The 23,637-nt window shown below is 68.8% G+C and carries 17 protein-coding genes; 7 read left to right on the forward strand and 10 right to left on the reverse strand.

What is annotated here, in order from left to right:
* Window positions 1–51 precede the first annotated feature (51 nt).
* Both DW307_RS09915 and DW307_RS09920 read right to left on the reverse strand, forming a co-directional pair.
* Window positions 52–1,281, reverse strand: a complete 1,230-nt coding sequence (locus DW307_RS09915; RefSeq protein ID WP_136024629.1) for a glycosyltransferase — start codon at window positions 1,279–1,281, stop codon at window positions 52–54.
* Window positions 1,282–1,345: 64 nt separating this feature from the next.
* Window positions 1,346–2,578 (reverse strand): glycosyltransferase, encoded by a 1,233-nt coding sequence (locus DW307_RS09920; protein ID WP_029264755.1) that lies wholly within the window; start codon window positions 2,576–2,578, stop codon window positions 1,346–1,348.
* Between the two features lie 125 nt (window positions 2,579–2,703).
* Here DW307_RS09920 and DW307_RS09925 point away from each other — a divergent pair, with 125 nt between their 5' ends.
* Window positions 2,704–3,291: a hypothetical protein gene (locus DW307_RS09925; protein WP_136024630.1), complete on the forward strand. Its 588-nt coding sequence runs from the start codon at window positions 2,704–2,706 to the stop codon at window positions 3,289–3,291.
* 18 nt (window positions 3,292–3,309) lie between these two features.
* On the opposite strand, the gene DW307_RS09930 is transcribed toward DW307_RS09925, so the two are convergent.
* Complete coding sequence (locus tag DW307_RS09930; RefSeq protein WP_029259327.1) at window positions 3,310–3,678, reverse strand: VOC family protein; 369 nt, start codon at window positions 3,676–3,678, stop codon at window positions 3,310–3,312.
* Between the two features lie 44 nt (window positions 3,679–3,722).
* On the opposite strand from DW307_RS09930, the gene DW307_RS09935 reads away from it, so the two are divergent.
* Window positions 3,723–4,814: an SEC-C metal-binding domain-containing protein gene (locus DW307_RS09935; protein WP_136024631.1), complete on the forward strand. Its 1,092-nt coding sequence runs from the start codon at window positions 3,723–3,725 to the stop codon at window positions 4,812–4,814.
* Between the two features lie 63 nt (window positions 4,815–4,877).
* On the opposite strand, the gene DW307_RS09940 is transcribed toward DW307_RS09935, so the two are convergent.
* From DW307_RS09940 to DW307_RS09950, 3 genes are all read right to left on the reverse strand, one after another.
* A complete protein-coding gene (locus tag DW307_RS09940) occupies window positions 4,878–5,288 on the reverse strand; it encodes an MmcQ/YjbR family DNA-binding protein (RefSeq protein ID WP_029259329.1) in 411 nt (136 codons plus the stop codon).
* 110 nt (window positions 5,289–5,398) lie between these two features.
* Window positions 5,399–8,419, reverse strand: coding sequence for an alpha-mannosidase (locus DW307_RS09945; RefSeq protein WP_136024632.1), 3,021 nt, complete (start codon window positions 8,417–8,419; stop codon window positions 5,399–5,401).
* The gene (locus DW307_RS09950; RefSeq protein ID WP_136024633.1) at window positions 8,412–10,001 is read right to left on the reverse strand and encodes a family 20 glycosylhydrolase; all 1,590 of its coding nucleotides are present in this window, start codon (window positions 9,999–10,001) and stop codon (window positions 8,412–8,414) included. Before DW307_RS09950 ends, DW307_RS09945 begins: the two co-directional genes overlap by 8 nt.
* 159 nt (window positions 10,002–10,160) lie before the next feature.
* On the opposite strand from DW307_RS09950, the gene DW307_RS09955 reads away from it, so the two are divergent.
* Window positions 10,161–11,192 carry a LacI family DNA-binding transcriptional regulator gene (locus DW307_RS09955; protein ID WP_021201719.1) on the forward strand — a complete coding sequence of 344 codons (1,032 nt, stop codon included), beginning with the start codon at window positions 10,161–10,163 and terminating at the stop codon, window positions 11,190–11,192.
* 7 nt (window positions 11,193–11,199) lie between these two features.
* Here DW307_RS09955 and DW307_RS09960 read toward each other — a convergent pair whose 3' ends face one another.
* Entirely contained in the window at window positions 11,200–12,510 is a 1,311-nt protein-coding gene (locus DW307_RS09960) for a glycoside hydrolase 5 family protein (protein WP_029259332.1), read from the reverse strand.
* 231 nt (window positions 12,511–12,741) lie between these two features.
* Between DW307_RS09960 and DW307_RS09965 the strand changes: the two genes are divergently transcribed.
* Genes DW307_RS09965 through DW307_RS09980 form a run of 4 tightly spaced genes read left to right on the forward strand, consistent with a single transcriptional unit; the run spans window position 12,742 to window position 19,129 of the window.
* Window positions 12,742–14,043: an ABC transporter substrate-binding protein gene (locus DW307_RS09965; RefSeq protein ID WP_021201717.1), complete on the forward strand. Its 1,302-nt coding sequence runs from the start codon at window positions 12,742–12,744 to the stop codon at window positions 14,041–14,043.
* Between the two features lie 42 nt (window positions 14,044–14,085).
* Window positions 14,086–14,973: a carbohydrate ABC transporter permease gene (locus DW307_RS09970; protein WP_031208396.1), complete on the forward strand. Its 888-nt coding sequence runs from the start codon at window positions 14,086–14,088 to the stop codon at window positions 14,971–14,973.
* On the forward strand, window positions 14,970–15,905 hold the full coding sequence (locus DW307_RS09975; protein WP_136024635.1) for a carbohydrate ABC transporter permease: 936 nt from the start codon (window positions 14,970–14,972) through the stop codon (window positions 15,903–15,905). The genes DW307_RS09970 and DW307_RS09975 overlap by 4 nt, the downstream gene beginning before the upstream one ends.
* Window positions 15,902–19,129, forward strand: a complete 3,228-nt coding sequence (locus DW307_RS09980) for a GH92 family glycosyl hydrolase (RefSeq protein ID WP_136024636.1) — start codon at window positions 15,902–15,904, stop codon at window positions 19,127–19,129. Before DW307_RS09975 ends, DW307_RS09980 begins: the two co-directional genes overlap by 4 nt.
* Window positions 19,130–19,172: 43 nt before the next feature.
* On the opposite strand, the gene DW307_RS09985 is transcribed toward DW307_RS09980, so the two are convergent.
* The 3 genes from DW307_RS09985 to DW307_RS09995 all read right to left on the reverse strand — a co-directional run bounded on the left by DW307_RS09985 (window position 19,173) and on the right by DW307_RS09995 (window position 23,589).
* Entirely contained in the window at window positions 19,173–20,099 is a 927-nt protein-coding gene (locus tag DW307_RS09985; protein ID WP_168441019.1) for an endo-beta-N-acetylglucosaminidase H, read from the reverse strand.
* Window positions 20,100–20,422: 323 nt separating this feature from the next.
* Window positions 20,423–22,057: a fucose isomerase gene (locus DW307_RS09990; protein ID WP_136024637.1), complete on the reverse strand. Its 1,635-nt coding sequence runs from the start codon at window positions 22,055–22,057 to the stop codon at window positions 20,423–20,425.
* Complete coding sequence (locus DW307_RS09995; protein ID WP_029264767.1) at window positions 22,054–23,589, reverse strand: FGGY-family carbohydrate kinase; 1,536 nt, start codon at window positions 23,587–23,589, stop codon at window positions 22,054–22,056. Before DW307_RS09995 ends, DW307_RS09990 begins: the two co-directional genes overlap by 4 nt.
* Between the last annotated feature and the right edge of the window lie 48 nt (window positions 23,590–23,637).

Below are 23,637 nucleotides of genomic sequence, written 5' to 3' on the forward strand. Positions count from 1 at the left end.
TGAGACGGCGCCTACCTCTGAGACAGGGCCTACCTCTGAGCCAGCGCCGGTTCAGCTGTCGGCGCGAACCCTCCGGTAGACCTCGACCATCGCCGCCGTGCGCGACGACTGCCGGAAGGCTTCGGCCACGTCGGGGAGCGGGGTGGGTGCGGTGCCCGCGGCGATATCGGATGCGGCCTGCCGCAGCGTCTCGGCGAGTGCTGCCGTGCGCTGGGCCTCGAGGTCTCGTCCGCTCGCCGACTCCTCGGCATCCGGAACGGCCCAGAGTCCGCCGCCGAGCTCCGCCGCGATGTCGGGGTCGCAGATCACCGACGGGGTTCCGAGCGTCGCCGCCTCGAACGGGGTCATGCCCTGGGTCTCGAAGCCGATCGACGTCTGCACGAGGGCATCGGCCGCGGCGATCCGCACCAGCGTCTGCGGGTAGGTCAACCGGCCGGCGAATCGGATGCCCCCACGCCCGCGCACGATCTTCTCTGCCGCGGAACGCTGCGCTCCGCCGCCGATGATCTCGAGATCCGCATCGATGCCGGAGGCGATGAACGCTTCCAGGAACGGGAGCAGTCGCTTCTCGGGGCTCATCCGGCCGAGCCACACGAAGCGCGGGCGTCCCGGCGTGCGGTCTGCGGGTCCGGCGGCGAGCGTCTGCGCGCGGAGGTCGTCGTCGATGCCGTTCCAGATCACGTCCACGTGCGGGAAGACATCGTGCTGTTCGAGGCGGCGGGCGAAGTGCGTCGAGGGCGCGGTGACGGCGGATGCTCCGGCGGCGAGTCCTCGCAGGAACGCCCAGCCGTCGGTGCCGGGCACGGGGACTCCGATGCCGCGCATCGCGATCCGGCGCCAGATGTTCAGCGCCGCCAGCACCGGCCCGTGCAGCGGGGTGACGGCGGCGATGCCGACGTCGACGCGGTTGTGCATGGTGTGCACGACCGGGATGCCGTGGCGCTGCGCGTAACGGTGCCCGATGAACGCGCCCCAGAAGTCGGCCTGCACGTGCACCAGATCCACCGCGGGACGATGGGTCATGGCTTTGTCGAGGAAGCGGTCGCTCCCACGCCCCGGCCAGCTCATCGCGTACTCGCGATCCGTCGTGATCGGCATCGACGGCAGGTCGATGTACGCGCCGCCGTGCGAGCCGGATGAACGGCGCGACCCGTGCATCCTCGGGGCGACCACGGTGACGATGTGACCGGCACGCTCGAGGAACTCCCGCTGGAGCCGCATCGACACCTGCGCACCGCCGAGCGAGTCGAGGTGCTGGTCGCCGAAGAAGACGATGTGCATGCGTGCTACTCCGCCGCCGGCGCGTCACCGCGGCGTGATCGGATGGGGGTACCGTGCATGGGCGCTACTCCGGCAGCGGCTCGTCGCGATACAGCGCCTCGAAGGTGTCGAGGGTGCGGTTGATGTCGTGGATGGCGACGCCGTCGAGCGATGCCTGCTGCATCCGCTGGTATTCCGCGGGCTCCGCCGTGAGCACGTCGGTGAGGCGCGCGGCGAGCGCGTCGACGTTCCCCGGCTCGAACAGGTATCCGTTCTCACCGTGGTGCACGAGGTGCGGAAGGGCGACGGCGTCCGCGGCGACGATCGGCAGAGCCGAGGCCATGGCCTCCATCGTCGCGATGGACTGCAGCTCGGCGATCGAGGCGATCACGAACAGGCTCGCGCGCGACAGCAGGGCGCGGAGCTCTTCATCGCTCGTCCGTCCGTGGAAGGTCACACGGTCGGCGAGTCCGAGCTGCGCGGTCAGGTGCTCCAGCTGCTTGCGCTGATCGCCGCCGCCCACGATGTCGAACGTCGTCTCCAGTGCCGGGTCGAGTTTCGTCATCGCCTTGAGGATGACCTCGACCTGCTTCTCGGCGGTGAGCCTGCCGACGAAGATGATCCGGTTCTCGTCGCGCGGGGCGATCACCGGCGTGTACTGCGTGCGGTCGATGCCGCAGCTGACCGGGATCACATCCTTCACCTCGACGGTCTTCTCGAGGAAGTCGGCGGCGCGACGGGTGGGAGTGGTGATCGCGCGGGTCATGTCGAAGGTGCGCTTCGCATCGGCCCAGGCGAACTTGAGGACCAGGTCGTCGATGAACTTCGGCATGGTCGTGTGGTCGAGGATGTTCTCGGCCATGACGTGGTTCGTGGCGATGACCGGGATCCCGCGCTCGTGCGCGATGTACGCGAGACCGCGGCCGATCACGATGTGCGACTGGATGTGCACGACGTCGGGCTGCACATGGTCGAGGACCTTGCGGGCGTAGTGCTTCGAGCGCCACGGCCACACGAAGCGCAGCCAGTCGTGCGGCGCCCAGCGCAACGACGGCAGACGGTGCAGCGTCATCGGCTCGCCCTCGATCACCTCGGTGTGCGGCTGCGCACGGCGATAGGCCTGGTTGGGGGCGACGACATGCACGTCGTGGCCGCGCTGCACGAGGCCGGCGGCGAGACGCTCGGCGAACCGGGCGGCGCCGTTGATGTCGGGCGCGAACGTGTCGCAGCCGATCACGATCTTCAATGGTCGGGGCGCGGGTTCGGCGGCGGGGCCGCTCGACGGATCGATCGGATCGTCGGAGGAGGTCACAGACATGCTGCCTTACGATGTGGCGGCCAAGGGAAAGCCCTGGTCGGGCGCTGGCCACTCTACCCGAGGGCCCTGTTCGCGCGGCCGAGGCGTACCGGGCATCCCTCAGGTGCAGCCGATACCGTGGAGCCATGCGACTGACTGCCGACGCCGATCCCCAGCTGTGGATTCCCGTGACGGACTCGCTCGGCTGGAAGGGCCGCCGCCACCGCAAGGCCGCGATCCGGATGCTGCTCGGTCAGGTCAATGCGGCCGTGGGGGCGACGGAGCGGCCGGGCTCGAAGTTCGGCGCGTGGGCGATGAGCCAGGCGGCGCCGATGCTCATGAAGCGGGCAGACGGACGCGTGCTGGTGTGGACGTGGAAGGCCGAGCCGGAGCTTGTCGTGGCGATGGCGACCGCACAGGTCCTGACGCCGGATGTGCGCATCGCGCGGGCCTCGATGCCGATGGACTACGACGACACGGAGTCGTTCCCCACCCGGCTCGGCGTGGGCGAGAAGCTGCTGGTACCGATGCCGCCGTCGCCGGCGTCGCCGCCGTTCGCGACGTACACCTGGGACACCGGGACCCACCTGGTGACCCTGACCGCGGTGTGCAGCGACAAGGAGCGGTTCGGCACGCTGATCGGCGCGCTCGACGATCTGGCGCGCAGCCTCCGCATCGCAGACGACCTCACCGGCGGCGAATCGGCCGACGTGCTGCGCCTCGATCCGGCCTGAGCGCGGAAGCGGCTCGGTTCAAGACGATTCCGCCGGTGGTTGCCACAGCTCGATCGCGAGACCTTCGGGATCGTGGATGCGGGCGAACGTCCCGTACTCCTCGGTGTTCCACTCGTCTCGGCGCTCCACCGGGATGCCCTCGGATTCCAGCCTCACGGCGAGCTGTTCGATGTCGGTGACGCGCAGGTTCAGCATGAACTGCTGGTCGGCGGCGAAGTAGTCGCTGTCGGCGGGGAACGGCGCGAAGACGGTCATCCCCGCGTCCTGCTGCCAGGTGCCGGTGTGACCGGCGCTGATGCCGAGATGCTGCTGATACCACGTGGCCCGTGCCTCCGGATCCCTGCTGCGGAAGAAGAGGCCACCGATCCCCGTCACGTCTGAAGTCATGCTCCCGTTCTAGCGCATCACTGCCACGTCGATGCTATGGAAACATGGCCGACGTGGGAAATGCATCGAGGAGACGGGAGCAGAGACAGCGGAGAGCCGTGTCTGGTGCGATTCGCCCCACGCAAAGCCGCGAGGCCATCATCGAAGGGCCTCGCTCGTCGCTCATCGTCGGGAGTGACCTCAGAGCTGAAGTCGTTCAGCCATGCGGACTGTGCCGAACGGTCAAGCCGTTGGTCCTGGGGCACGTCACGCCGAAGTGGGCAGCCCGCTGGGCGAAGGACGAAGGCGGGCTGCTCGGCGTCTACAACTCTCGCGGCGTCGTCACGAAACGACAGGACTTCATCAAGAGCTACCTGTTCTGCCGGGAGTGTGACCAGCGGTTGGGAGATGCCGAACGCTACCTCTCCACCCTGACCAGCGGCACAACCCCAGCGCTCACATCCATCTCTGTCACGGCGTCGCCGTCCGACGGCGACGTCCTTTTGGCTGGTGTCGACACGACGCTTGTGAAGAGGGCGCTTGCGGGGATCGTCTTGAAGGCACATCTCTCACCAGCGACGCTCTACTCCCGAAACTCGCTCTCACGCGGCGAGACCAATGAGCTGGTGAAGATGATCGTGTCCGACGTCTACCCTGCGAGCCGACTCGCCGTGGAGGGCTATCGGCTCGCCAACACGGTCATACCGGATGTCAACCCACGGGCACAGGCCAACATCGTCCAGTTCCGGGGATTCGGGGGTTGCCTCTCACATATCGTTCTGGCCGGGTGGCATTTCACGGTGTTCCTGGGACCTGCGGCGCGGTGGATCGAGGACACCGCACAGGTCCTGGGGGAATCCGCCGCCTGGCACCTCGGCATGGACACGTATTGGCGTACCGGCATGAATGAGTGGATCGATGAGAACGACGACACACTCTCGTCGGGAGACATGGTCCCCGATCGACCGATCGAGGATCAGGAAGATTGCCCGTGCGGTTCGGGCCTTCCATTCGCCGACTGCTGCTCAGGAATCTGGCTCCCGTCGGATACTTCGTGGAAGCGCCCCCGGTTAGAGACCATCTCGTCTCGCAGCGGATCGCCGGGGACGCCCGCGGCCGGACATGGTTCCGATCCAGCGAGCTCGACGGGGCTTTGATCGCGGGGGAGCGCCGCGAGCGAGGACCGCGCCGCCTGGCCGACGTCCACGTCCGCGCCTCTCTCATTCCAGCCCGCGCTCCGCGAGCCACTTCTTCGCGACGCGGGAGGGCGCCCGCACCAGCCAGGCGTCGGTGATGATTTCCTCGATCCGGGCGCGGTCGACGGCGTCGAGACGCACGAGCAATCCGGGGTAGCCCTCGAAGTGCGGGATCGTGAACAGGGCATCGGGTTCGGCGGCGAGCAGCGCCTCCTTCTCCTCGAGGTCGGCGACGCGCACCGCGAGCACCTCGCCGGAGGGCCACTCACGTCCGAGCTCCGCCAGCTGCCGCAGGTCGGTCGCGCTCGGGCCGCGGAGCCACGCGAACTGTCCGCTCTTCAGCCGCCACGCCGCCTCGCCGGTGTGGCCGCTCACCGATTCCTCGGCTTCCGGGAGGGCGAGGGCGATCGCCCGCACGTCGTCGATGTTCGCCATCACGCCATCGTCCTCCCGGGCACCGGTCGCCACAACCGGCAGGCACGCGAGATCAGGCACGTCCGCGGACATTCCGCCTGATCCCGCGCTTCCGCCTGATCACACTTCGCTCAGCGCACGATGCGCAGCGTCCGCACCTCGAACGGGCGCAGCCGCAGCTCGCCACCGATCCGCGCCTCGTCGATGTCGTCCTCGATCAGACTCACCTCGCGCACGTCTCGGTGTGCGAATCCGACCGACAGCTCACCGACCGCGCGACGGCCGAGCGCCTCGTACACACGCACGATCACATCACCCGAGCCGTCGTCCGCCAGCTTGACGGCCGACACGACGATCCCCTCGCCCTGCACGGAGACGAGCGGTTCGACCTCCCGCTCACCGCGCACGATCGACGGGAGGGTGTTGATCCGGATGCCCTCGGCCGTGGCGATCGCGGCATCCGCGCCGATCACGAAGCCGACCTCGATCTCGTGGACGCCGTGGTCGGTGTCGGGGTCGGGGAACCGCGGCGCCCGCAGCAACGAGAGCCGCACCGTCGTGGTCACGGCATCGTCCGAGACCTCGCGCGACGTGTCGTAGCCGTAGATCGAGTCGTTCACGAGGGCGGCGCCGAAGTCCTGCTCGCGCACGAGCACGAATCGGTGCATCGACGTCTCGAACTTCGCGGCCTCCCAGCTGGTGTTGGTGTGCGTCACGCGCGACTGGAACCCGAACTGGGTCTCGGCCTCGGTGTGCGCGGCCTGGATGTCGAGCGGGAAGGCGAGCTTGAGCAGCTTCTCGGTCTCGTGCCAGTCGACCTCGTTGCGCAGCAGCACGGTGCGCGAATCCGGAGCGAGGAGCATCGTCTGGGTGATCGTCGACTCCGAGAACGCACGGACGACCACGATCTGCGCGACGCCGTTCACGACCGAGGCCTCGATCGACGAGACCCCGGTGAGGTCGTCGACGCTGTTGCGGTAGTACCGGTCGATGTCCCACGCGTCCCACATGTTCGGGAAGTCCTGGTGCAGCTGGAACAGGTTCGCGGCCTTGCCCGGCGCGACGGCGTCACGCCCGGAGGCCTTGTCGACCGCCGAGACGATGAGTCCCTCGGCCGAGACGAGCACCGACACGAGCTCGTTCTCCAGGCGCCAGCCGCCGTCCTCTTCCGTGAGCGACACCGGTGCTGCCGTGGGCTCGGCGACGAACGCCGCCCCGAGCGCGCGGCCGCCCTTCGTGGCATACCCGACGGACGTCGGCTCGAAGCGCAGTGCGCGATCACCGTCGCCGGCGAGCGATCGGCGGGCGGCATCGGCGATGTCGCGCGCGTCCGACAGCACATCCGACAGCACCGCGACGGCCTCGCGGTGCACCCACGCGATCGAGGTGCCGGGCAGGATGTCGTGGAACTCGTGCAGCAGCACGGCCTGCCACAACCGGTCGAACTCGGCCTGCGGGTAGTCGGCGCCGGTGCGCACGGCATCGGTCGCGGCCCACAGCTCGGCCTCGATCAGCGCGTGCTCGGCCCAACGGTGCAGCGCTTTCGTGGCGTGCTGGCTGGTGAGCGTGCCGCGGTGCAGCTCGAGGTACAGTTCACCGACCCACACGGCCGGATTCGGCAGCTCCGCCTTCGCCGCGTCGAAGAAGACGTCCGGGTGCTCCCACACCACCTGCGCACTGCCCTCGAGGTCGCGCAGGCGCTCGGCCTTGCCTGTCATCTCCCGGGTGGTGCCACCGCCGCCGTCGCCCCAGCCGACCGGAGCGATCGACCGCGAGCTGAGGCGGTTCTCCTTGAACTGGCGCGACGCCTTCGCGACCTCCATGCCGCTCAGCTGCGAGTTGTACGTGTCCATGGAGGGGAAGTGCGTGAACACCTGCGAGCCGTCGATGCCCTCCCAGAGGAACGAGTGGTGCGGGAAGACGTTCTGCTGGTTCCACGAGATCTTCTGCGTGAAGAACCACTCGAAACCGGCACGGCGCATCAGCTGCGGCAGGGCGGGCGAGTAGCCGAAGCTGTCCGGCAGCCAGACCCCCTTCGAGCGGATGCCGAACTCGCGCTCGAAGAACCGCTGCCCGTGCGAGAACTGCCGCACGAGCGATTCGCCGGTCGGCATCACGGTGTCGGACTCGACCCACATGCCGCCCAGCGGCAGGAATCGCCCGGAGGCGACAGCGGCCTTGACCCGCTCCCACACCTCGGGGCGGTGCTCCTTGATCCAGGCGTACTGCTGCGCGCTGGACATGCCGTACTGGAACTCGGGCTGCTCGTCGATGAGCGTCGTCATCGACGAGGTCGTGCGTGCGACCTTTCGGATCGTCTCGCGCACCGGCCACAGCCAGGCCGAGTCGATGTGCGCGTGCCCGACGGCCGAGATGCGGTGCGCACTCGCCTCGGCCGGAGCGGCCAGCACCTCGGCGAGGCGGGCGCGGGCGTCGGGAGCGGTCTGCACGATGTGCTGCAGATCGAGCACGTCGAGGGCATCGTCCATGGCCTGCAGGATGCGCATGCGGCGGGGCGACGTCGCCGGCAGCTCGGCCTGCAGCTCGAACAGCACCTCGAGGTCGAGGGACAGGTCGAAGACCTCCTGCTCGAACACGGCCAGGTCCATCCGCCGCGCGCGGTAGAGCGGCTCCTTCGAGGAGGTGAGGATGTCGCCCTCCTGCGTGGGCAGGAAGGGGTGGTAGTCGAGGAGCACCGGGTTGGACGCAGCCTCGAGGTACAGCTCGACGGGCTCGTCTCCCGCGGCCGTCTCGGCGATCGGAACCCACTGGTTGCGCGGATTGATGCTCTTCACGGGAATCGGGTCGCCGTCCGCGCCACCCGGGCGATAGGCCAGGGCCTCGCACTGGAAACCGGTCATGTTCACGTCGAAGCCGAGGTCGATGAGAGCTTCGACACGCCGCCCCGCCCATTCGGACGGCACCCGACCGGTGAGCTTGAACCAGGTGGTGCCCCACGCGGGACCCCAGGGAGCGCCGACAGCGCCGGGCGCGTAGTCGAGGGCGAGTCCCTCCGCGGGCGCGATCGGCTCGCCGGGCAGCTCATGGATCTCGACGTCCAACGGCACGGAGGCCGAGTGGATCGCCGGGCGGATGCGCTCTTCGAGTACGCGCTTGACGCGGCCGACGGTGAGCGAGGTGTCGTCATGCATGGGTGGATCTCCGGGCTCGAAGGTGGGTGGTGGCGGTCGTGTGGCTGGTGGCGGTCGTGTGGCTGGTGGATGCGGTCGTGGTGACGGCAGTCGGGACACCGATCGCCGCATCGATCGCGCAGAAGTCGTCGTGCGAGAGCGAGCTCCCTCCGTTCCAGGCGCGCTCGGCCATGGCGCGAAGCGGCCGACGGATGCCATCTGCGACCTCGACCGGCGTCTGCGCTGCGGCATCGTCCGACCAGACCGAGAACGACGCTCCGAGGAGCCGCTGCGGATAGGGCGGCCGGATCTCCTGCCGCGCCCCGCCAGGAAGAGACGGAAACAGCCCGGGATGCCAGTCGGCTTCCCAGATGCGCTCGCTCGTCGGGTAGAGGTAGCCCGCCTTCTCTCCGAGGACGTAGTAGAACAGCGCATCGTGGAAGTTCACCAGCGGATTGCCGGCTTCGATGCCCACACCGAGGGACGGCATCTGCGCATGCCAGTTCGTCCACCAGGTCAGCACGATGTCGTGATCGAGGACGACTTCTCCACTACGCAGCATCCCGTCGTTCCAGACCCGGGGGGCGAGCCCCTTCGCACGGAGATGCACGGCGATCTCGTTCACGAAACCCGTCAGCAGGTCGAAACCCGTGCCGGATGGCCCATGCCGCTCTCGTGCCGCTTCTGCGAGCGCGGGGTACTCGTCGATGCGGGCGAAGTCGACGAACTCGTCTCCGCCGAGGTGCCAGTTCGTGCTGTGCGGGAACACGGCGGCGACGTCGTCGATCAGCGCCGACGCGAAGTCGATGGACTCGGCACGGGTGATGTCGAGCGCGTGGTCGGTGCACGGTCCGCCAGCTGCCGGCAGCCGATGCTCCGGGTGCACGGAGAGGGCGTGGCGGAGGTGCCCTGGCATGTCGAGCGAGGGCACGAGGTCGATGTGCAGGTCAGCGGCCGCGTCCGCCACGGCCGCTGCCTCCGCGCGGGTGACGTGCGCGGAGGAGACGATCTCGGGGAAGGCTGTCGACCCGATGCGGAAACCCTCGTTGTCGGAGACGTGCCACTGGAACGTCGTGATCCCGACGTCGGCGAGCGCGTGCAGCAGTGCGATGATCCACGAGGCAGGAAAGTAGCGGCGGGCGGCGTCGAGGTGGAAGCCCCGTTCCGCCACCACAGGGACCGATGACACCCGCCCCTTCGGCACCCGCCCCTGCGCGCGCAGGTTGTGCAGCAGCTGTCGCGTCGCCCGGAACGCTCCGGCGGCTCCGGCCGCCCGCACGTCGATGTCGGCGTCGACGTCGATCTCGAACGACTCGCTGTCGCCGGCCGTGTCGCCGGCGCCGTCGGCGTCCCCGCGCCGCAGCCGAATCACCGCGGCCTCGCCGCTCGGGATGCCGAGGGCTGCGAGCTCGCCCGACAGCCGTTCCGCCTCCCGCGCGTACGCGGGCTCCTCAGCGATGACCCGTACGGATGACGGGCGCCAGACCCCGACCCTGAGCGCGAGGGTCGTCGGCTGCGGGATCGCCAGCCATCGCGCGATCTCCTCACCTCTTGCCGACTGCAGACGAGTGCCCACCTCGGCGAGCGACGTGTCGTCATGCATGGGTGGATCTCCGGGCTCGACGGTGAGGGCTGATTCGGGTCTGCTGGTGATGCGCTGCGACTGATGCTATCTGGTGTACTAAAGCGATCTAGTCGAAGAGTCTAAGGCACGTCGGCGCTTCTTTCCCGAGGCTAAACCGATCAAGTAGGGTGAGGGACTATGAGCCCGGCGAAACGCGTGACGATCGCCGATATCGCGCGCATGGCGGGGGTCTCCCCCGGTGCGGTGTCGTTCGCGCTGAACGGCCGCCCCGGCGTGAGCGACGAGACCAGGCATCGCATCCTCACGATCGTCGAGGAGAACGGCTGGCAGCCGAGCTCCGCGGCGCGGGCACTCGTCGGGGCCCGCGCGAACACGGTCGGATTCGCCCTCGCCCGCCCCGCCCGCTCCCTCGGCTCCGAGGCCTTCTTCACCGACCTGATCGCGGGCATCGAGTCGCGGCTGTCGGAGAGCAAGGTGAGCCTGCAGCTGCGACTGGTCGCCGACATCGCGGAGGAGATGGAGGTGCACCGCCAGTGGCGCTCCTCCAACCAGGTCGACGGCTTCATCTTCATCGACCCCCGCGACGACGACCCGCGCATCGGACGCATCGAGGCCCTCGACGCGCGCGCCGTCATGATCGGGTCCGAGCCCTCCCCCGAAGGCTCGGTGCCGAGCGTCTGGATCGGCGACGACACGGTCGCCGAGACCCTCTTCTCCTACCTCGCCGCCCTCGGCCACGCCCGCATCGCCTACGTGGCCGGTCCGGCCGAACTCGAGCACACGCGACTGCGCGCCGAGGTGCTCGAGCGCATGACCGTCGACGGCCTCGAGGGCGAGGTCATCACGACCGACTTCTCTCCCGCCCGCGCCTCTGCCGTGACGCGGGCGCTGCTGTCGGGACGGCAGCGACCGACGGCGATCGTCTACGACAACGACGTGATGGCCGTCGCCGGCCTGCGCGTCGCGCAGGAGATGGGACGCGCGGTTCCGCGCGACGTCTCGCTCGCCTCCTTCGACGACTCGGTGATCGCCGGTCTGATCAACCCCTCGATCACGGCGATGACGCGCGACACCTTCGAGCTCGGCGAACGCGCCGCCACTCTCCTGCTGCAGCAGATCGAGGCGGGAGCCAACCTGCCCAGCGTCGAGGGTCCGACACCCGTGCTCACCGCGCGCGAGAGCACGGCCCCGCCCTCCCGCCTCGGGTGAGCCGCCCTCAGCTCGCAACGACGGTGTTGACCGATCCGTAGGGGTCGACGACATCGGCCGATGCATCGGGACGGATGAGTCGGCGGATCCCCCGCGCATCGAGCGCAGTGGGATCGAGCGCGTCACGGGACGTGATCAGTGCGGGATCGAGGCCGGCGGCACACGCGTCGACCCAGGCCTGGAACACCGCTCCGCCGGGGCTCAGCGCCGCCCGGCTCACGGGAACCTCGCGCTCGTCGACGTCCACGACGATCGCGGTGTCTCTCGCGGGCGCCGCGACCCGTTGCCGCAGCTCGGGGATGATCTCGGCGAGCCGGCGGCCGATGGGCTTCGCCGCACCGTCCTGACCGATCAGACCGAGGGTGTACTCCAACTCGGGGAAGTCGCCGAGGTCACGGCTCACGTCATGCGAGCACCACCACGTGATGCCCCACAGATTCTCGGTGCGCACGGCGGAGCGCACCGTCGCCTCCAGGAAATCCGGCATCTCGTCATCGGCGAGGCAGTTCGAGGGCGCCCCGACCTCCTGCAGCCATACGACGCGGTCGGGGTCGGTCGCGAAGGCGCGGGAGAGCTCGATCAGGTACTCGGCATGGCGATCGGAAGCGACGGAACGGCCACCGTAGCGCTGCGCGGTGCCGTTGAAGATCCAGGAGTGGATCGTGGTCATCGCCCCCAGCCGCGAGGCATGCGCCGGGGTGAAGCCATGGCCGTCCATGTACCAGACGGCGTCGTACTCGCTGTGGACGTGCGGGAGCCCGGGGGCCGCGGTCTCCGCCGCCTGCAGCAGGGCCGAGATCCACCCGCCGGCCTCGTCCTGCGTGACCGGCCAGGGAGAGGGATGCGTGTGCGCGGAGAACTGGTTCGTCTCGTTGCCGAGCGTCAGCCCGAGGAAGTTCGGAGCGTCGCGCAGACCCCGGGCGAGCCGGTCGACGAGCGCGACCTGGCCTTCGAGCGCCCGCGGATCGGTGAACATGTTCTTGTCGTGCCACGTGTACAGCCACGACGGCACGAAGTCGAAGCTCGACAGGTGCCCCTGGACAACGTCGATACTGGCGTCCATGCCGAACTCGCCGGCGATGTCGACGACGGCGCGCACATCGTCGATCGCCTTCTCGCGGATGAGAGTGCGGTTCGGCTGCAGCACGGTCCACAGCGGGAAGACGCGGACATGGTCGAGGCCGAGCTCGGCGAGGGCCGAGAAGTCGCGGCGCACGTCGTCGGGGGTGAAGTCGAGCCAGGAGTGCATCCAGTTCTTCGACGGCGTGTAGTTCGCCCCGAACCTCAGAGGAGCATCGAGGGCGCCGCGCTGCGTCATGTGTCAGGCCTTTCGGACATGCCCTTCGGCGAGGGCGGATTTCGCACCACTATAACGCTTGAGCAACAGGTGATCCACCCTGCGATGCCGGTCACCGGTATTCCGTCGTCGGACCGTCTTGACAGGGAGGGGATCGGATGGTTTCATCTGCTAAAGCGTTGTAGTCCCCGGTGTGCGCAGGCCGCTGATCCGGACGTCACGCGGATTCGCCCGCCTCGAGGAAGAAGCACGATGAAAGTTCCCACACGCATTGTCGCTCTGGCAGCATTCAGCATCGGCGTTCTGGCGCTGACGAGTTGCACGGGAGGCGGGGGCTCTTCCGGCGCCTCGGGCCCCATCGACACCTCGGGCGAGCTCAGCGGCACGATCCAGTTCCAGACATGGTCGCTCAAGAACGAGAAGTTCACTCCCTATTTCGAAGACCTGATCGATGCCTTCGAGAAGGAGCACCCCGACGTCACCGTCGAGTGGCTCGACCAGCCGGGCGACGGCTACCAGGACAAGATCCTGAGCCAGGCGAACGCCGACACTCTTCCGGACGTGCTGAACCTCCCGCCCGACATCGCCTACCCGCTGGTGGCGGCGGGCAAGCTGGTCGACCTGGAGACCGCCGATCCCGACCTGAAGTCGGGCTACAACACCGGCGCCTGGGAGGCCTACAGCCAGTACCCCGGCATGGAAGGCACCTACGGGCTGCCGTGGTACCTCTCCAGCGACGCGTCCTGGTGGAACCTCGCCCAGCTCGCTCCCTTCGGCGTCACCCAGGAGAACCTCCCGACCACCGTCGACGAACTCCTCACGCTCGCGAAGGACGTGGCGACGGAGTCCGGCGGAAAGGTGCAGCTCCTCTCCTCCATCCCGGCGCTGGACACCTTCACTGCCGCCGGCATGGAGGTCATCAACGACAAGGGCGAGTTCGACTTCAACACCGACGAGGCCGCCGCGATCATCGACAAGTACGCCGACGCGTACGCGGCGGGCGCGATGCCCGCCGAGGCGTTGACCGGCGACTACGGCGGGAATGCGGAGGCGTACATCCAGGAGAAGGTCGCCTTCACGACCGGCGGCACCGGTTTCACGACCGATCTGCAGAAGGACGCACCGGCACTGCTCGCGAGCACGGTGGCCACGCCGCGGCTCGGTATCGCGCCCCTGTACGTGCAGGGCCTCAACGTCTCGGCCGACTCCGACAACAAGGAAGCCGCACTCGCATTCGCGGAGTTCGCGACGAACCAGGAGAACCAGGTGGCCTTCTCGTCGCTCGCCGTCGGCACCGCCCCCGGCACCGCCGAAGGCGGCGACGAGGTCGTCGACAACATCGCCTCCACCGTCACCGACGAGAAGCAGCTCTCGGCGATCGATACCGTCTTCGGCGCGATGAAGGACGCCAAGGCGCTGCCGTTCCAGTGGACCTCCGACATGGCCACCTACATGACCCAGCAGATCGCCCTCGCCGTCAACGGCGAGGCGGACTCCAAGGCCCAGCTCGACAAGATCGTCGAGTACGCCAACGCCAACCGCGTGGACAAGTAAGCCATGCGTGCGAACACCGGCATCCGGGCCGGCAGGAAGACGATGAGAACCCATCGGTGGTTCACACCCTGGCTGCTCCTCGGGCCCGCCGTCGCCTGGGTGCTGGTGTTCGCGCTCTGGCCCTTCCTGAACACGGTCTTCCTCAGCTTCACCGATGCCCGGCCGCTGCGGAACCCCGAGTTCGTGGGCGGGGCGAACTACGAGCGCATGTTCGGCGACGAGATGTTCTGGAACGCCCTGACGACGTGCCTCATCTACGTGGTCGTGTGCGTGCCGCTGCTCACGATCCTCCCGCTGCTGCTGGCGCTGCTCGTGCAGAAGAAGCTCCCCGGCATCTCGTTCTTCCGCACCACGTTCTACTTCCCCGTGATCGCCTCGGTGGTCGTGGTCGCCCTCATCTGGACCTGGCTGTTCGACAGCCGTGGCATCATCAACCAGACGCTCGAGTTCCTCGGGCTGATCGACAAGCCGATGGCGTTCCTCGTCGACCGGTGGCTGCTGCTCGGCTGCGCGATCCTGCTCACGGTCTGGAAGGGCCTGGGCTACTACATGGTCGTGTACCTCGCGGCGCTCGGGAACGTCGGCAAGGAGCTGCACGAGGCCGCGATGCTCGACGGCGCCGGCTCGTTCCGCCGGTTCCTGTCCGTCACCATCCCCTCCGTGCGCGGCGCGATGCTGCTCATCTCGGTGCTCATCGCCGTGTCGGCGATGAGGGTCTTCGCCGAGCTCGACGTGCTGTCCAAGAGCACGGGCGGTCCCGGCGGATACGACATGTCGCTCGTGATGCTCATCCGTCAGGTGGGATCCGGTCTCAACGGGAACATCGGGTACGCCTCCGCCATCAGCGTGGCGCTGTTCCTGCTCACCCTCATCCCGCTCGTCGCGATCGCCGTCATGAATCGCGAGAAGAAGGCGAAGGTCTCCGCATGAGCACGCTCACGCCACCCCGTTCAGCAGAAGACGTCCGCGCCTCCGAGGAGCCGGCCGCACCGACCCGCGAGCGCATGTTCCGCCGCCGCGGCTCCGGCGACTTCAGCAAGCCGACCCTCGGCGGGCTGATCGGCCGATACGCGCTCCTCCTCTTCGTCCTCGTGATCGTCATCGGGCCGTTCCTCTGGCAGCTGTCGACCTCGTTCAAGGGCGCCCAGGAGAACATCTACTCCTTCCCGCCCGAGCTCATCCCGCGCGAGCCGACCCTGCAGAACTACACCAGGGTCGCCGACATCGTCCCGGTGTACCTGTACGCCTGGCACTCGCTGCTCGTCTCGGTCGGCACGGTCATCAGCAACGTGGTCCTGGCCACCTTCGCGGGCTACGCGCTGGGCTGCATGCGGTTCCGTGGCAAGTGGATCGTCATGGGGATCCTGCTCTCGACGCTGCTCTTCCCCGGCGAGGTCACGGTGACGAGCAACTTCCTCACGATCCGCGCCCTGGGCCTGGCCGACACCCTCTGGGGCGTCTTCCTCCCCGGCGCGATCAGCGCGATGAACGTGCTGTTGATCGCCACCGCCTGCCGCATGATCCCGAAGGACGTGCTGGATGCGGCGACCGTCGACGGTGCGACGACCTGGCAGCGCATCCGGCACATCGTGTGGCCGAACATCCGCGGCATGGTCTCGGTGGTCGCGATCTTCGCCTTCATCGGCGCCTGGGACGACTACCTCTGGCCGCTGATCGTGCTGTCCGACCCGTCGAAGTACACGCTGACGGTCGGGATGGCCTACCTGAACAGCAGCTTCTCGGTCGACCCGCGCCTGATCGCGGCCGGCACCATGATCGCTCTCGTGCCGATCGTCATCATGTTCTCGTTCACGCAGCGGTTCTTCTTCAAGGGCGTGCAGGAGGGCGCGATCAAGGGGTGAGCGCCGTGCATCTCACGCCGGCAGACGGGCCGGCAGATCCCCCGTCGTCCCGTCCCCGATCGGGTGTGCTGTCGAGCCCGGTGCACGCCTTCGTGTTCGACCCCTCCGCCGGCGAGCAGCGGATCGACGTCCCGGGGTTCGACGATCTCGAGATCACCCCGGACACCGTGCTGCACTGGGCGTTCTACGCCGACGGTCCCGATGCGACCCTGGCCCCGCACGCGGCCCTCGCCGTGACGGTCGACGTGCGCCTCGCCGACGGCACGCGACTGAGCGATGTCGCCGCCGTGCGCGACCGCTACGACTTCCCTGTCACGGCGCACGCACAGTTCGACGCCCGATGGAGCCTGCCCGAGCAGTGGAACGCCGACACCGTCTCGCTCGCCCCTTCGGCGGGCCGCCGCGGTGTGGTCGAGCTCGTGCTCGGCACCGTTTCGCTTCCCCACGCCGCGGACCTCCCCGCCCGATGCACGGGCTACGTGCAGGTCGAGGTCGAGGAGCACACCCCCGCCGCTGATCTCCCACCCGTCGAACGCGTCGACGCCCGGCGCGGCACGCATTCCGGCCCGCGATTCTCTCGCGGCAACACCATCCCGGCGGTCGCCGTGCCCCACGGATTCACGTTCGTCACCCCGGCGACCGATGCAGAGGACTCGCGCTGGCCCTACCGCCCCTTCGTGCACGACGACCCGCAGGGGCGTCGCCTCGAAGCCCTGCAGTTCTCCCATCAGCCGAGCCCCTGGATCGGCGATCGTTCCGTGCTGCAGCTGATGCCGTTCCTCGGCACGCCCACCTCGCACCGCGTCGGCCGCCGCCGCTGGATCACTCCCGGTTCCGAGCGCGCGCGACCGCACGAGTACGCGGCGGAGCTCGGCGACGGCCTGCGCGTCGAGATGACCGCGATCGCGCACGGGGCCGTCTTCCGCGTGCACAGCGCAGACCCCGATGCCCCGGTCGGCTTCGTCATCGACCAGCTCACCGACGACGGGCACCTCGCCTGGACGGACGCCGGAGGATTCGAGGGGTGGATCCCGGAAGGGTCCGAGGAGTGGGGCAATGCGCCCCGCTGCTTCTTCGCGGGAGCGGTGCGGCATCCCGGCGATGACGCTAATGGGGACGGTCCGGCGCTCGCGCAGGGCCCGCTCGATGACGACGGACGCGGTGCGGTCGCCGGCTCCGTCGGTGGACGTGGGTCGCTCGAAGTGCGGATCGGCCTCTCCTTCCTCTCCGTGGCGCAGGCCCGGCATGCTCTGCAGACCGAGGCACCGCCCTCGGTCGCCTACGAGGAACTGCGCGACGCCGGCGCCGCCTCGTGGAATCGGCTGCTGTCGCGCGTGACGATCCCGCCGCTGCCCGACGCCGACCTTCCGTATCGCACGCTCGCCGACGAAGAGCATCGCTCCCGGATCGCCGGGGCGTTGCACCGCATGCACCTGTACCCCAACAGCGCGGCCGAGAACGTGGGCACCCCGGAGACGCCCGCCTGGCGGTTCGCCGATGTGTTCGCCGCACGACACCCCTCCGGCGAGGAGGCACCGGCCGTCGACGGGAAGCTCGTCGTGAACAACGGGTACTGGGACACCTATCGCACGGAGTGGCCGGCGCTCGCCCTGCTCGATCCGGGGCTCGCCGGGACGCTGCTCGACGGCCAGCTCGAGCAGTATCGCCGCGGAGGGTGGATGGCGAGATGGAGCGCGCCGGGGTACGTCGACAGCATGGTCGGCACCTCAAGCGACCAGATCTTCGCCGACGCGGCCCGCTGGGGCGTGGAGTTCGACCGGGTCGGCGCATTCGAGAGCGGGTGGCGGAACGCGTGCGAGCCGGGGCCGGACGCACGCCGCGGGCGCAAGGGCATCGCGAGGGGACGATTCACGGGGTACATCTCCTCGGACGTACCGGAGGGCATGAGCTGGAGCATCGAGAACGCGGTGAGCGATGCCGCACTCGGCCGCTTCGCCGCGCAGCGGGCTTCCGACGTCGGATCCGGATCGGAATCAGCACGCTATCGAGCCTTCGCCCGGTACTTCGCGAATCGATCCCGGTCGTATCGCACGCTGTTCGACGAGGGCACGGGGTTCTTCCGGGGAAGGGACGACAGCGGTGCGCGCACCCCCGGATTCGATCCGCGATCCTGGGGCGGAGACAACGTCGAGACGAATGCCTGGGGCATGTCGGTCGGGGCCGTGCACGACGGAGCAGGCATCGCCGAGCTCTACGGGGGTCCAGCGGACTTCGGCCGCCACCTCGACGCCCTCTTCGCGGAGCCGGAGACCGCGGACGAACGGTTCGGCGGCGCGTACGGCACCGTCATCCACGAGCAACGCGAGGCGAGGGCGCTGCGTTCCGGGATGTGCGCGATCTCGAACCAGCCCGCTCACCACATCCCCTTCATGTACGCGTTCAGCGATCGCCCGTGGCGGTCGGCGCCCCTCGTGAACGAGCTCGCCGGACGGCTGTTCGCCGGCGGGCACATCGGCCAGGGTTTCCCCGGCGACGAAGACAACGGCGAGATGAGCGCGTGGTGGCTGTGGGCGGCGCTCGGGCTGTACCCGCTCGAGCTCGCCTCCGGACATCTGCGGATCGGATCACCGCTCTTCGACGACATCCGCGTGGATCGCGGCGACGGCTCGACCCTGCGCATCCGGTCCCGACGCTCCTCCCCCTCGGCCCACGTGCTGCAGGAGGCGCGACTCGACGGGGCTCCCATGGCGTCGGCCACGCTGCCGATCGACGCTCTCGCCGGCGACGTCGTGCTCGACCTGGTCTTCGGCGACGACCCCGTGTGCGCGCTCGAGACCGGCGAGCCGACTCCGCGCGACACCCCCGAACCCTGGCGCGCGGACCTGACATCGACCGGGGGCGAGGTCATCTCCTCCGTGGCGCTCGCGCACCCCGAGCGCGTCTTCGACGACGGGGATCCGGCGGGCGATCCCGGCGTCACCCTCCGCGCCGGGGAATGGGTCGGGTGGCGGTTCCCCGAGCCGCGCGGCGTCAGCGACCTCAGTGTGACGACGACGGCCGCCTCGAACTCGTCTGCACTGGGCTGGGAGATCCTGGGAGCGGACGAGAACTGGACTCCCGTGACGACGACGCATCAGGAGGCTCTGCTTCGCGATCGCACGACGCCGTTCACGCTCACCGACCGGGTCGTGACCCCGGCGCTCCGCGTGCGTGCGGAGGCCGAGGTCACGATCCGTCAGCTCGAGGTGTTCGATCTGGACTGAGCACTCGAGACGGCACGTAGCCGGCTCGCGGCACGTGGCCGGATCACGGCGCAGCCGTGTACTGCGTCGCCTCTCCCTTGAGCTGCTGTGTGATCCCGGACAGCAGCGCGGACTGGTCCGTCGCGGTGAGGTTGTACGCGACGTACACGCCGTACCCGTCGGCCACCGTGCGCTCGGCGAAGTCCGCGGCCGTCGACGAGCTCACGTTCGCGAGGTCGATCGCCGCAGCCCCGAGGCGGGTCTTGTCCCCGAAGCCCGGGATAGTCGGCGCGTTGTACGTGGGGTAGTACGGGTTCCAGGCGTAGTCGATCACGCCCGCGACGTCGAACAGGCTGAAGTCGGTCACGGTGTACGTCTCGCCGATCGCGTACAGGCTGATGATCTTGTCGGGGCCCAGGCGATCGCGGAGAGCCGTCGCCAGCCATCCGAACGACTGCGCGTTGGGCTGCGGCGTGCCGTCGACTCCGTACTGCGCGTACTCGTCATCGAAGTCGATGCCGTCGAGCCCGTAGGTCGTCACCGCGTCGGCGAGTTGGGCGGCGAAGGCATCGGCTTCTTCGTACGAGGTGAAGTTCGCGAATCCCGCCCCCTGATGGTTGCCGAGCACGGAGAGCAGCACCTTGGTGCCGCGCGCCTGCACAGGGCGGATCTGGTTCTCGGCATCGTCGAGCGTCGCGGTGACGCGGTCGTTGAAGTGCAGGTAGGCCTTCTCGCCGTCGTAGTTGATGTTGGCGGCGAAGATGATCGCCATGTCGACGGCGGGCTTGCCCGAATCCGCCAGCGTGTAGTCGGCCACGTTCGCTAAATCGTTCGAGTTCACCTCGACGTACGCCACCACCTTCGGATCGGTCGCGGGGCTCTCGGCGACGGCAGGCGAGGCCGCGGCGGCGCCGACCGCTGCGAACGCCAAGCCCGCGAGTGCCGCGAGGCCCTTTCGGAAACGGTGAATCCTGATGTGCGACTGAGTCATGGCTGATCGTCTCCTTCATCATCGATATCGAGATCAGGCCGCTTCGGTGCGACCTGCGGCCGACTATATCGCTTAAGTGAACGGAGGTGAAGAAGTCGATCGGCAGGTGGTTTCTCTCCTCCTGCACCGGGACGGCAGACGGCGACCTCCCCACGACGACTGGGGACGTCACCCACGGACACCGGAATACCGTGACAACCTGGCCGCGCATCGACGGCGTCGACGGTCGACTCGGACGCATCGAATCGACGCTCGGCGACCTCGACACGGAGCTGACGAGTCTCGCGACGCGTTTCTGGCGATCGCAGTAGCTCCCGAGCCGATCAGACCGCCACGTCTCCCACCAGGTTGACCTTGATGCCCATGCCGGCGAACATCGCGGCCTTCGCGATCAGGGCCTTGTCGGCCGTCTCGGCATCCGGGGCGTAGACCAGCTGCGCGTGGTTGGCCTTGTGGCGGGCCATGAACTGGTCACGCGAGATGCCGTGCAGCACCACGTGCGCGATCGGCCATTCCGGGTTGGTGGCGTCCTTGCGCCGCTGCGTCTCCTCGGCGGGAAGCTCGACGACCGAGGCGCGGAAGATGTCGGCCTGCAGGATCCCCTCGGCGATGAACACCCGCGACAGCACGATCTCACCCGGCTTCGAGACGCCGTTGATGGTCGCACCGCCGGCCGGGAAGAACACGTGGCCCTGGCGCCAGCCCTCGGCGTTCTGCCACCCGCCCAGGTGCGAGGCGGGCACCGAGCCGGAGATCTCGTAGACCCAGACGAACTGCCCGTCGTAGTCCTCGCCCCAGCGCACGTCGTGCAGGGTGTTGTCGGGCACGAGCCCCATCGCGCGCCACACCCGGTCGGTCACGAGCGCGTCGACCGCGACCCCCTCGTCGGCCTCGTTGAAGTGCGGGAACGCGCGCCCCTCGTGCAGCACTCGTGAGCCGTCGCGCGAGGTGACGGGCGGCCGCTCGGTCGAGTTCAGGATGCCCTCGGCCAGGTCGGACGCCGGCACCAGGTCCTTGAGCCCCTGCTGGTACTGGATGCCGACCGCATCGAGTCCGAAGTCGTCGGCGATGCGGAGCGCGGCGATGTACATCTTCAGCTGCCACTGCACCTGTTCGCGCGTGAGCTCGGTGACGGCGTCCTCGCCGTAGCGGAACGTCATGCCCGCATCGATCAGCCAGTCGTAGGCGGCATCCGCCTCGTCCTCGGTGACGTTCAGCATCTCGGCATACAGCGCCGACTGCGACAGCCGCTCCTTGTAGATGCCGGTCCCGTTGAGCAGCTCGTCGTCGAAGATCGCGTTGTACATGCCCATGCATCCTTCGTCGAAGACGCCGATGATCGCCTTCTCGGCGCGCAGCTCGGCCGCGAGCGCCTCACCCAGCTGCTTCTCGGGGCTCTCCGGCAGTGCGCGCAGTGCGCGCACGTGCGAGGCGTCGTGGGCGATGGCACCGGTCTCGGTCCATTCCCTGATGCCGTCGGTGAACCACTGATCGGTGAAGTCGACCGACCACGTCGTCGCATAGGGCTTGTCCATCTTGGTCAGACCCGCGTTCAGCCCGAGCAGCCCGACGAGTCCGGGCCAGTCCCCCGCGAAGTTCGCGACGGTGAGGATCGGCCCCTCATGCGACCGCAGACCGGCGAGCACGTGGTGGGAGTACTGCCAGTTGGCGATGGCGACGACGAGGGGAGCATCGACGGGAATGCTCTTGAACACCTCGAGTCCCATCCGCTGGCTCGAGATGAAGCCATGGCCGGTCTCGGGGTCGACGCCGAACGGGCGGATGACTTCCCAGCCGAGCGCGTTCAGCACACCGGTCACGCCGCTCTCCAGCTCGACCTGCGTCGGCCAGCCGGCGACGTTCGCCGACTCGCGCAGGTCTCCGGACGTGATGATGTATGCCGTCTTCGGCGCGGTGGCCGGACGGGTCGCCGGCGTCGGCAGGGTGTAGGTGGTCATGATGCCTCCGGGGCGGTGGGGGTCGGGTTGTCGATGGTCGCGGGCGTGCCGCGCTGGGCAGCGGCGAGTTCGTGGACGACGGGCTTCGACCCCTCGTACAGCCGCACGTAGCGGTCGAAGAGGGCGTCGTAGAGCGGGCGCACCGCCTCGTCGGGGTGGATGCGCTCGGAGATCGGGTTCCAGTCGGCGATGACCGGAGTCCCGTCTGGCGCGGCCGTCGCGGTCGCGGCGAGGAATGCCGCCCCGTAGCTCGCCCCGATCGTGGTCGCGGGCACCTCCTGCACGAGTCCGGTGACATCGGACACGATCTGCAACCACAAGCGCCCCTGGGTGCCGCCGCCGACCGCGACGATGCGGAGGATGTCCGCACCCGCCGCGCGCATGGTCTCGACGTTGTGGCGCACCCCGAGAGCCGTGGCCTCGAGCGCGGCCCGGTAGAGGTCACCGCGGGTGTGGTCGAGCGTGAGTCCCGCGATCACCCCCCGGGCGTCCGGGTCCTGGATCGGCGTGCGTTCGCCCGCGAAGTAGGGCAGGACGAGGAGGCCCCGCGCTCCGGCCCCCGAGGTCTCGGCTTCGGCGAGCAGCTCGGGATAGTCGGCGCCGGTCAGCCCCGCGAGCCAGGCCGTCAGCGCGCCCGAGGTCGAGAGGCCGCCGGCGAGGTTGCGGGTGCCGGCGAAAGCACCGGCCGTGGTCCACATCGATGGCGTCCGCAGCGTCTCGGCACCGTTCGTGAAGACCATGAACATCGTGGTGCCGTACATCAGCATCAGGTCGCCGACCTCGTGCGCGCCGACGCTGACGGCCTCGGTCCAGGCGTCGATCGTGCCCGTGATCACGGGAGTGCCTGCGGGGATTCCGGTGAGCGCCGATGCCTCGGCCGTGACTTCGCCGGCGACATCTCCCGCCCACTGCAGAGTCGGCTGCTCGACATGCGCCGCGTATCGGTCCCACCAGGGGCCGTGCCAGCATTCGCCTTCGATGTCATAGAGGGGGGACACCTGACTGGCGGACTGGTGATCGAGCACGTAGGCGGCGGTGAGCTTGCGCACGAGCCACGTCGCGGGCATGTACAGCCGTCGCGCCCGTTCCCACGCCTCGGGCTCCTCGTCGGCGACCCAGGCGATCTTCGGTCCGCCCGCCTGCGAGGTCAGCGTCGACCCGCCGATGCGGGTGATGTCGTCGACGCCCAGCTCCCGGGTGAGGCGCTCGATCTGCACGGTCGAACGGGTGTCGACGCCGTACAGGATCGCCGGGCGCACCGGGACGTCATGCTCGTCGGCGAGGAGGATGCAGGGGCCCATTCCGCTGACGCCCACACCGACGATCTCGGCGTCCGGGACTGCGGCGAGCAACTCCCCCGAGATCGCGACGAACTCGTCCCACCAGATCGCGGCGTCCATCTCGACCCAGCCCGTGCGCGGACGATCGACATCGTGCGCCCTCGTCGCCGATGCCAGGATTCCACCGCCGGCATCCACGAGCACGCCCTTGCTGCTGGACGTGCCGATGTCCACCCCGAGGGTGCAGCGCATGGAGTCCTCCTCGTGCCCGGACGACGGAGTCCGGGCTTCATCGCCACT

This window comes from Microbacterium sp. K27, assembly GCF_004794435.1.
Taxonomy (GTDB): domain Bacteria; phylum Actinomycetota; class Actinomycetes; order Actinomycetales; family Microbacteriaceae; genus Microbacterium; species Microbacterium maritypicum_A.